This window comes from Streptomyces sp. NPDC059900 (assembly GCF_050270335.1).
GTDB lineage: Bacteria > Actinomycetota > Actinomycetes > Streptomycetales > Streptomycetaceae > Streptomyces.
In genome coordinates this window covers 1-8,532 of record NZ_JBNNJZ010000358.1, presented here as the reverse complement: position 1 = coordinate 8,532, position 8,532 = coordinate 1, and the positions used below count along the sequence as shown (strand labels likewise).

Here is an 8,532-nt window from a genome sequence, read left to right as displayed (position 1 = left end):
CAACCCTGTTGAGTCTCATCAGGACAGGAGCTCCGGCGGCGACGAGAGCGGCGGCTGCCGCGATCTGATCCGCGCTCATAAGGGTGGTCAACAGAAGGATGAGCACCACCACGACGGCCGTGGTGGTGCCATGGCGTGGCGGGGCACCGGGTCGTGTGGGATCGTGGATTTGGATCGACATGCTATGTCCTTCCATCAGCCCCTTGTGCCGCTCGGTCTCCAGCCATCTGCGGCCCAAGGGGCTTTTTCATATGGGCAGTTGAGCTTTCGAGAAGCCATCGTGGACCCCGGATCCCCCTCAGGCAAACCCACGCGCCTCGCCTTACGCCGAATGGTGGTTCCGATGCCAGGGCACGTGGAAAACCGCCCCTGGCCGCACACAGCTGCCCCTCCGATCCGGACAAGACGGTCATTGCGAAGGCGGTCACGCCGGAATACAGCGGGTTGTTCTCCCAGTGACGGCGACTCTGCTGCCGTGCAGGACACGGGCGTTCTCCGGGTGCGTCAGCGGACCAGGCGCCGCAGGGCACGGCGGGCGACCGGCGCGTAGGCCACAACAAGCGGGGCGGGGCCGTCGATGCGCAGTTCGGTGATCGTGCCGGACGGGTCGCGGGGGAGTACCGCGTGCCACAGGCGCATCCGCACCGGTCCCACCCGCACCCGCCACTGCCAGGTGCGGGCCTGACGGTCAAGCTCCTCGACGACGAAAGCGACACTCGGCCCCAGCACAGGTCGCACCCGGCCGCGCATGCCCTCCCGCAGTTCCTGCTCGGCCTCCACCGTGCGGATCTGCGGAGCCCACGTCGGCCAGGCCGCCGTACGCACGTACCGCTGCCACACCGTGTCCACACTCGCCGGGCCCGCGGCACGCACCGTCCGTCGCATCCGCCCACCCTGCCTCTACGGGGCCGAAGGCGCACTCCGCAGCGCGGGCGTCAGCACGCCCATCCACTGTTTGGCGCCCCACGCCTCGTAGCGATGCACCTCGGTGAACCCCAGCTTCGCCGCGAGGCGCATCGAGCGGGTGTTGGCGGTCTGGGTGCAGAGCACCACCCGCTCGCCGGGAAGAACCTCGGCAAACCAGCCGAGCGCCGCTGCGCACGCCTCGGCGGCGTACCCGTGACCCCACGCCTCCGGCAGGAAGAGGTAGCCGATTTCCGCCTCCCCGGCGAGCGGACGGACCGGACTGCCATGCTCCGCGTCGCGCCGGTTGAACTCGACGGTGCCGATCATCGCCCCGTCGAGTTCGATCACGAAGAGGCCAGGGCGCCGCCCGGGCACCCGGGGCACTGCGCGTTCGAGCTCTTCGCGCGGCCGGGGTCCTCCCAGATAGGCGTTCACCTCCGGAACTGCGGACAGTTCGATGAACGCCGCGCGGTCCCGGGCCTCGGACTCGCGCAATACGAGCCGTTCGGTCCGTATCGGGGCAGGCGGCCAGGTGGCGGCTCCGAGTTCTGCCATAGCGGGCAAGCTATCGCACGCCCGTGCGAGGTGGCCGAGAGGAAGGTCGGGTATTCCTGCCGGTGGCCTGGCCTGGCCTGGCCTGGCCTGGCATGGTGTGGACCATGGCTGAGTTGGTCGAACGTGTTGACGAGCACGATGCAGTGCTGGCCGTCGTGGAGCGGGCCGAAGCGATACGCCGGAGATGGCTGCACCGTGTGGCGACCATCGTCTGCCGTGATCCGTCCGGGCGGATCCTGGTTCACCGCCGTCCCGACAACATGTCGCGCTTTGCCGGGCAGTTCAACTGGATGCTGGGCGGAGCCGCGGAGGCCGGCGAGTCCTATGAAGACACGGCCGCACGGGAACTCTCGGAAGAGCTGGGTGTCCGGGCACGGCCCCGGTTCGTCCTCAAGTTCCACTGCGCGGGGGTCGTCAGTCCGTACTGGATGGGCCTGCACGAGGTTGTTGTGCGGGAGCCGGTGCGACCGGATCCCGCAGAGGTCGCTTGGCACGCCTGGCTGACGGAGCCCGAGCTGGCCGACCTGGTGCGTCACGAGGCGTTCATTCCCGACGCCCGGGAGGCGTACGACCGCTACCGGGCTGCGACGGCACCCTCGAAGCTCCTCTGAGCTGCGCTCTGCTGTCGTCTCCCGTTCAGGGCTGTGCGGAGCGCAGGCCGCCGTAGCGCCCCCGTGCGACAACGTGCCACGTAGGGCTGCTGGGGTCACGGGAAATTCGGGCGCTGTTGTGGACGTGTCGGCAGACAGCCGCGTGCTAGCCCCGCACCGGCTCGCCGAGGCGCGCTTCCCCCGGGGTCACCGGGCGGTGCGGGAAGCGGACAAGAAGCTCAGGCGTGCTGGCCGCGTCCTGGCCAGTCGGGGTCGTCATCGGCCACCGGCAGGTCCCGGTGGCCCTCGTCCCAGGGGTTCGTCCAGCCGCACACCCCGCAGGCATAGCGCCCGCTGATGCCTGACACCTGGGTGCCGCAGCCGCGACAGTCCGTCGTGGTGATCTCCTGGGATTCCAGGAACTCCATGGTCAGGGTCTGGGGTCGATCGGGCGTCATGGCAAAAGACGATACCTGTGTGGCCGACGGTGCACCGGCGAAAGGCTCCAGTGGTGCCGTCAGGGATTACGGCCTGGCGATCTCCTGCCGGAGCTGCTGGGTGAACCGGCGCAGGAGGTCCAACGTCTGCTGGTGCTCGTCCCTGCGCTCGGCCGTGCCCTCGCTGGGCCGGGATTTCCAGACCCGCTGGGCGAGCGCGTTGGCGAGCTCGACGGTCTGGTCGGCGCACAGAAGGTAGAGCGCGGAGCGGGCTTCCTGCATGCGACCCGCCAACTCGTTGGCCCCGACGCCGTCGTCACTGAGCTGTGTTTCCCGGAGGTGGTCGATGAGCTGGGTCACGGCGGTGTTGAAGGCGACTCCGGCTTTGAGTTTCTGTTCGCGCAGCCACATGCGGTCTTGGCGTCGCGCGGTGAACCAGGAACCGAACACGGCTCCTACGAGGCCCACAACGGCACCGATGGCCACGGACAGGATGTTTTCCACGTTCGCCTCCCCCTGAGCGCACAGGCGACGCCAGGCTACAGAAGCCTCTGTAATGCCGTGCCGGCAATCAACGGTTGATCTGCCGCCGGGAAGCCGACCTGCCGTGCAGCCGTCGCCGGTGATCGTCTAACGTGCCGCGCAGGCAGTATCTACGGGGGAGTGAAGAGCACATGAGCAGGATGAGGGCCGTCGTGCGCCGTTCGGCGCGGATCGTGGCCGGCGTCGTGGCGTTGAGCGCACTGGCGGCGTGCAGCGGTGGTGAGTCGGATGACGCCGCTCCGGAAGCGAGCGCCAGTGCCCCGGCCAAGACGCTGAGCGCGAGGGAGCTCGAGACCGCCGCGGTCGCCGGCGGTGATGTACCGGATCACCAGGTGGGCGCCCGGGAGAAGGCCGACCGGTACGAGGAATCCGAGGTGAGCGCGAACCAGCCGGAGTGCACGGTGGAGGCCAGGCTGGCGCTCGGTATGAGCGTGGGCGAGCCCGTGTCCATGGTGCAGCGCACCGCGATGGGCAACCCGCGGGGGGCGAAGACCGCGGAGGGTGATCTCGTCAAGACGACGGTGACCGTGGCGTCGTACAAGGGCAAGGGCGAAGTGGATGTCCTGTCCGATCTCGGTGCGGCCAGTACGGTGTGCCGTAACGGCTTCATCTCCAAGGTCCGCGGCAAGCAGACGCCGGTGCAGTCGCCCCAGCAGCAGATCGATCCCGAACGTCTCAAATTCGCCGACGAGATCAGCTGGTTCGTGCTCAGTGGCGTACCGGGCTCCGACACGCCCACGCGCAAGGTGCTGGTCGTACGCTCCGGTCACACGCTCGGCTTCTTCAGCCGGACATATCCGGGCGCGGACGCCGGGGCGGAGATGATGCCCTTCCCCGTCGACGTGGCGCGGGCCCAGTGGAAGAAGCTCGCCTCCGGGTGACGGGGCGGGCGGCGGGGCCCTGCGGGGTCACCTGAGTGGCGGGGCACGCGCAACCTGAGGACCGTGCGATCGTTCAGGTAGGCATGAGGAATGCCAAGCGCGCCGCCGCTGCCCTGACCCTTGCCGCCGCAGCCCTTGCTGTGGCCGGTCCCGCCCACGCCGACGAGGCCAGGGAGGGCGGTCAGATCAACCTTCCGGACGATCCCCGCGAGGTCGTCGAGGGGCTGCAGACGGGTCTCGATGTGGCGGCCATGGCCTGGAAGACGGCTGCTCAGGCCGGCTGAGCAGCGGTTCTTCTCATGCTTGCTGGGGCAAGGTGAGGATCTCGGCTCCGTCTTCGGTGATGGCGATGGTGTGCTCGCTGTGCGCGGTCCGGCAGCCGGTCGCGCTGCGCAGCGTCCATCCGTCGGCGTCCGTGACGAGCTGGGCGGTGTCGGCCATGATCCACGGCTCCAGTGCCAGCAGCAGGCCGGGGCGCAATTTGTATCCGCGGCCGGGCCGTCCGGTGTTGGCCACGTGGGGGTCCTGGTGCATCGTTGAGCCGATGCCGTGACCGCCGAACTCGGTGTTGATGGGATATCCCGCCTCGCTGAGGACCGTACCGATGGCGTGGGAGATGTCGCCGATGCGGGCGCCGGGTCCGGCGGCGGCGATCCCGGCGGCCAGGGCGCGCTCGGTTGTTTCGATCATCGCGACGCTCTGCGGGGGCCGGGTGTCGCCCACGATGAAGCTGATGGCGGCGTCCGCGGCGACTCCGGCTTTGGAGACGGCGAGGTCGAGTGTCAGCAGGTCGCCGTCGGCGAGCTTGTAGTCGTAGGGGCGGCCGTGGAGCACGGCGTCGTTGACGGCCGTGCAGATGTAGTGGCCGAAGGGGCCGCGGCCGAAGGACGGTTCGTAGTCGACGTAGCAGGACTGTGCTCCCGCTTCGGCGATCATTTTCTCGGTCCACCGGTTGATGTCGAGCAGGTTCGTGCCGACCGTGCTGCGGCTCTTCATCGCCTGGAGGATGTCGGCCACCAGTGCGCCGGTGTCTTTGGCCCGGGCCAGTAGGGTGGGGTTCAGGATCTCGATCATGCGGCGCCCTTCTCACGTAACCAATAACTATACCGGTAATACTATACCGGGCGCCGGGGCCGGACGACCCGAGACCCGCCCCTACGCCAGATCCCCGGAAGACGGGAAGCCTGCCGCGCGGTGCAGGCGGCGCCACTGGCGGGGTGTGGCGCCGTAGGTCTGGCGGAAGCGGCGGGAGAAGTAGGCGGGGTTCGTGAAGCCCCAGGACCGGGCGATCGCCTCGATGGTGCGGTGGGCGTGCTCGGGGGCGGCCAGGTCGTGGCGGGCGCCCTCCAGCCGCCGGCGCACGATCCACTTCTCCAGGCCGAGGCCGCCTTGCTCGCACAGCCGGTAGAGGGTGCGCACGGAGATGTTGTGGGCGGCGGCGATGCGGTGCGGGGTGAGCCCGGGATCGGTCAGATGGGCGCGGATGTAGGCCAGGATGCGGGTCAGGAGGGTGTCCTCGGCGACCTGTCGGCGGGTGCGGTCGCCGGCGGCCACCGAGACGATGAGGGCGCGGGTGAGCTCCAGGGTGGCGGAGGCGAGCGCCTCGGCACCTGGGTCGGTACTGAGCTGGTCGGCGCGGTGGTGCAGAGCCCGTATGTGATGCAGCAGCAGCGGTGCGACGGCGCTGTGCTGCAGCAGCGGGATCGCGGTGCGGATTTGCTCTTCGGGCAGGCCCAGGCGCTCGGTGTCGACCATGAACGCCACGGACAGTCCGGTGCCCGACCAGGCGTACTCGTAGCCGGCGGTCTTGTGGGCCAGCGCCAGGCTGTCGGGTCCCACGTGCTGCTGGTGGCCGTTCCAGGTGAAGGCTCCCGTTCCCTGGCTCTGGGTGATGATCGAGACGGTGTTCATCGAGTCGAAGCGCGCATGGCGCGGGGTGCGCCAGACGCGCATGCCCGAGCCGTGCGTGGAGAACAGAGTCAGCGGACCGAAGGTCCACACTTCCAGCTTCTTGCGGACGCCGGTCTCGGGATGCTCCTGCTCCACCGCACAGCTGCCGCTCTCACCCACGGCCGCGGCATGGAACGCCTCGATCCGGTCGGCGGCAGGTAAGTCCTCGGTGTCCAGAACTAGCATGGCCCCCCCCAGGGCGACGACAGCGGCCCTTCCGCTGCCGTGCGATCCCAGGATTCTTCAGCACCGCGGGCGGCTTGGACAGGCGGGTTCAAGTTCCGCCGGGGCACCAGGACTTGCTGCGCCCCCACGTGCCACAGCAGTTACCGGGGCGGTGGGTGCCGTGGCGTACAGGGAGCAGTTCTCGGCGCGCACAGTACAGAACCCGGCCCATGGCGCTGGCACGATTTCCCCCACCTGAGTCGGGCACCGGGACCGACACCGACCGCCGAAGGGAGCGCTCCCATGAGCAGCTTCATCACGACGCACGACGGCACAGGGATCTTCTACAAGGACTGGGGCAGCGGCCAGCCGGTGGTGTTCAGCCACGGCTGGCCGCTGAACGCCGACGCCTGGGACGAGCAACTGCATCTGGTCGCCTCGCACGGCTACCGCGCGATCGCCCACGACCGCCGCGGCCACGGCCGCTCCGATCAGCCCTGGAACGGCAACAACATGGACACCTACGCCGATGACCTGGCCCAGCTGATCGAGCACCTCGACCTGCACGACGCCGTCCTGGTCGGCCACTCGACGGGCGGCGGCGAAGTGACCCGCTACATCGGCCGGCACGGCACGTCGAGGATCGCCAAAGCGGTCCTGCTCGGCGCGGTGCCGCCGCTCATGCTCAAGACCGACACCAACCCGCAGGGCCTGCCGATCGAGGCGTTCGACGCCATCCGTGCGGGTGTCGCGGGCGACCGCTCGCAGTTCTACAAGGAACTGAGCCTGCCCTTCTACGGATTCAACCGGCCCGGCGCGAGCATCTCGCAGGGGGTATCGGACGCCTTCTGGCTGCAGAGCATGCAGGTCGGGCTCAAGGGGGCCCTTGACTGCATCCGCGCGTTCTCCGAGACCGACTTCACCGAGGACCTGGCACGCTTCGACATCCCCACCTTCATCGCCCACGGCGACGACGACCAGATCGTCCCGATCGTGGCCGCCGGCCCGGAGTCCGCAAAGCTCGTCAAAGACGCGGCGCTGAAGGTCTATCCGGGCGCCCCGCACGGCCTGGTGGGCGCCTACAGGGACGAGTTCCACGCCGACCTGCTGGCCTTCCTCGCCGGCTGATGCCACCCGTCGCGTCCGCCGGTACCTCCGCACCGTCCGACCCTCCCGTCCGAAAGGGTTCGTCATGCGTGTTCCAGCACCGCGCCGTCTGCTGACGGCACTGGCCGCCGCCGCTCTCATCGTCACCGGCGCGGTCTCCGCCCAGGCGTCGTCGCAGGCGGCCTCCCGTGGTTCCGTACAGGCCGACAAGAAGGAGCCGAAGCCCACCGTCGTGCTCGTGCACGGGGCGTTCGCCGACGCCTCCGGCTTCAACGAGACGATCGCCCGGCTGCAGAAGGACGGCTTCCCGGTCATCGCGCCCGCCAACCCGCTGCGCGATGCCGAACAGGACGCCGCCTACATCTCCAGCGTGGTGGACTCCGTCGACGGCCCGGTCATCCTGGCGGCCCACTCCTACGGCGGCTTCGTCATCACCAACGCCGCCCGCGGCCACGACAACGTCAAGGCGCTGGTGTACATGGGGGCGTTCGCCCCGGACCAGGGCGAGAGCGCGCTGCAACTGGCCGAGCAGTTCCCCGGCAGCGAGCTGGGCGGCGCCCTGATCACCCGGCGGTACCCGATACCCGGCAGCGACCCGGGCACCGACGGCTACATCGATGCCGCGAAGTTCCGCTCGGTGTTCGCCGCCGACCTGCCCGCCTCCCGGACCCGCCTCATGGCGGCCACCCAGCGCCCCGGCAGCGTCCAGGGCCTCAGCGGCGCCAGCGGTGCTCCCGCCTGGAAGACGATCCCGTCCTGGTATCTGATCCCGACCGCCGACAAGGTCATCCCGCCCGCCGCCCAGCGGTTCATGGCCAAGCGCGCCGGCAGCAAGGTGACCGAGATCCGCTCCTCGCACGTCGTCATGATCTCCCACCCCGACGCCGCCGCAAAGATCATCAAGTCGGCCTACGCCGCGACCCGTTGAAGGAGTCGACGCACATGAAACCGGACACCATCGTCCTCATCCACGGCTTCTGGGTCACGCCCCGCAGCTGGGAACACTGGATCACCCGCTACCAGTCCCAGGGCTTCAGAGTCCTCGCCCCGGCCTACCCCGGCTTCGAGGTGGAAGTGGAGGCACTCAACGAAGACCCCACCCCGATCGAGGAACTCACCGTCCCCTCGATCATCGCGTCCCTAGAGAAACTGATCGACGGCCTGGGCACACAGCCGATTCTCATGGGCCACTCCGCCGGCGGCGTCTTCACCCAGATCCTGCTCGACCACGGCTACGGCCGGGCCGGAGTAGCCCTCAACTCCGCGCCCACCGAAGGCGTGGCGACGCTTCCGCTGTCCCAGGTGAAAGCGGCCTTCCCGGTCCTGAAGAACCCGGCCAACCGGCACAAGGCCGTCGGCTTCACCTACGACCAGTGGCGCTACGCCTTCACCAACACC

General features: G+C 69.1%; 13 protein-coding genes. 6 read left to right on the top strand and 7 right to left on the bottom strand.

Annotation, left to right across the window (positions count from 1 at the left end; genetic code table 11):
• The 3 genes from ACQKIP_RS32350 to ACQKIP_RS32340 all read right to left on the bottom strand — a co-directional run.
• A partial coding sequence (locus ACQKIP_RS32350; RefSeq protein ID WP_427744914.1) for a hypothetical protein occupies window positions 1-181 on the bottom strand: 181 nt, incomplete at its 3' end.
• Between the two features lie 323 nt (window positions 182-504).
• The gene (locus tag ACQKIP_RS32345; protein ID WP_365853734.1) at window positions 505-885 is read right to left on the bottom strand and encodes an SRPBCC family protein; all 381 of its coding nucleotides are present in this window, start codon (window positions 883-885) and stop codon (window positions 505-507) included.
• Between the two features lie 15 nt (window positions 886-900).
• Window positions 901-1,461: a GNAT family N-acetyltransferase gene (locus ACQKIP_RS32340; RefSeq protein WP_365853732.1), complete on the bottom strand. Its 561-nt coding sequence runs from the start codon at window positions 1,459-1,461 to the stop codon at window positions 901-903.
• A 104-nt stretch (window positions 1,462-1,565) separates the two neighbouring features.
• Between ACQKIP_RS32340 and ACQKIP_RS32335 the strand changes: the two genes are divergently transcribed.
• Window positions 1,566-2,072, top strand: a complete 507-nt coding sequence (locus tag ACQKIP_RS32335; protein ID WP_365853730.1) for an NUDIX hydrolase — start codon at window positions 1,566-1,568, stop codon at window positions 2,070-2,072.
• A gap of 218 nt (window positions 2,073-2,290) precedes the next feature.
• On the opposite strand, the gene ACQKIP_RS32330 is transcribed toward ACQKIP_RS32335, so the two are convergent.
• Together ACQKIP_RS32330 and ACQKIP_RS32325 are read right to left on the bottom strand one after the other, a co-directional pair.
• A complete protein-coding gene (locus tag ACQKIP_RS32330) occupies window positions 2,291-2,509 on the bottom strand; it encodes a hypothetical protein (protein ID WP_365853728.1) in 219 nt (72 codons plus the stop codon).
• 66 nt (window positions 2,510-2,575) lie between these two features.
• Window positions 2,576-2,992 carry a hypothetical protein gene (locus ACQKIP_RS32325; RefSeq protein ID WP_365853726.1) on the bottom strand — a complete coding sequence of 139 codons (417 nt, stop codon included), beginning with the start codon at window positions 2,990-2,992 and terminating at the stop codon, window positions 2,576-2,578.
• A 170-nt stretch (window positions 2,993-3,162) separates the two neighbouring features.
• On the opposite strand from ACQKIP_RS32325, the gene ACQKIP_RS32320 reads away from it, so the two are divergent.
• Complete coding sequence (locus ACQKIP_RS32320) at window positions 3,163-3,912, top strand: hypothetical protein (protein ID WP_365853724.1); 750 nt, start codon at window positions 3,163-3,165, stop codon at window positions 3,910-3,912.
• Between the two features lie 83 nt (window positions 3,913-3,995).
• Window positions 3,996-4,196: a hypothetical protein gene (locus ACQKIP_RS32315; RefSeq protein WP_365853722.1), complete on the top strand. Its 201-nt coding sequence runs from the start codon at window positions 3,996-3,998 to the stop codon at window positions 4,194-4,196.
• Window positions 4,197-4,209: 13 nt separating this feature from the next.
• Here the strand turns inward: ACQKIP_RS32315 and map are convergent, their stop codons facing one another.
• A complete protein-coding gene (gene map / locus ACQKIP_RS32310; RefSeq protein WP_365853720.1) occupies window positions 4,210-4,986 on the bottom strand; it encodes a type I methionyl aminopeptidase in 777 nt (258 codons plus the stop codon).
• 81 nt (window positions 4,987-5,067) lie between these two features.
• The gene (locus ACQKIP_RS32305; protein ID WP_365853718.1) at window positions 5,068-6,048 is read right to left on the bottom strand and encodes a helix-turn-helix domain-containing protein; all 981 of its coding nucleotides are present in this window, start codon (window positions 6,046-6,048) and stop codon (window positions 5,068-5,070) included.
• Between the two features lie 282 nt (window positions 6,049-6,330).
• Here ACQKIP_RS32305 and ACQKIP_RS32300 point away from each other — a divergent pair, with 282 nt between their 5' ends.
• The 3 genes from ACQKIP_RS32300 to ACQKIP_RS32290 form a co-directional block, all read left to right on the top strand.
• The gene (locus ACQKIP_RS32300) at window positions 6,331-7,155 is read left to right on the top strand and encodes an alpha/beta fold hydrolase (RefSeq protein WP_365853716.1); all 825 of its coding nucleotides are present in this window, start codon (window positions 6,331-6,333) and stop codon (window positions 7,153-7,155) included.
• A 64-nt stretch (window positions 7,156-7,219) separates the two neighbouring features.
• On the top strand, window positions 7,220-8,062 hold the full coding sequence (locus ACQKIP_RS32295; RefSeq protein ID WP_365853714.1) for an alpha/beta fold hydrolase: 843 nt from the start codon (window positions 7,220-7,222) through the stop codon (window positions 8,060-8,062).
• 14 nt (window positions 8,063-8,076) lie between these two features.
• Window positions 8,077-8,532 (top strand): alpha/beta hydrolase (locus ACQKIP_RS32290; RefSeq protein ID WP_427744909.1); only part of this gene is annotated, 456 nt, incomplete at its 3' end.